Annotated in this window: 1 protein-coding gene; it reads right to left on the bottom strand. The window is 54.8% G+C overall.

Annotated features, from left to right (window positions below):
• The coding region (locus HOV91_RS39285) for an AbiTii domain-containing protein (protein ID WP_312884956.1) at positions 1–421 on the bottom strand (421 nt) is incomplete at its 3' end.
• Between the last annotated feature and the right edge of the window lie 26 nt (positions 422–447).

A 447-nucleotide genomic window follows, 5' to 3' on the forward strand; every position in this document is an offset into this window, starting at 1 on the left:
CTTGAGCCGGGACACCGTCGAATGTGGCGTGATCTTTGATCTGCTCCAAGAGGGATACAAGCTCGTCGCGCCTCTCCATCATCTGGTACGACTGCTGCCCTGCAGACAGCTGCTGAAGCTGCGAGTTGTGCATCGTGCCAATGTTGTTGGTGATGTTTGTAACATGCTGGGCAGCCCTTACATCGGTAGGGCTGAAGCTCATACCGTCACCAACTACTCCTGCGGACTCAAGATCGAGCGCCCACTGGAGAACGCGGTTTCGGACGGTGTCCAAGACACCGTGGAAAACACTTTTAGAGATAAAGAGCGAAGGCTGCATTTGCACTTCCATATGCTTCAGGAAGTAAGCCGTGACCTTTGGTGGAAAGCTGAAGCGAAGCTCGTCCTCCGCTCCTCTGAGAAGCGCCTCCACCTCTGCCACGCTGAATCCCATGGGTAGCCTACAGA

The sequence above is a fragment of the Nocardia barduliensis genome (assembly GCF_013315795.1).
GTDB lineage: Bacteria > Actinomycetota > Actinomycetes > Mycobacteriales > Mycobacteriaceae > Nocardia > Nocardia barduliensis.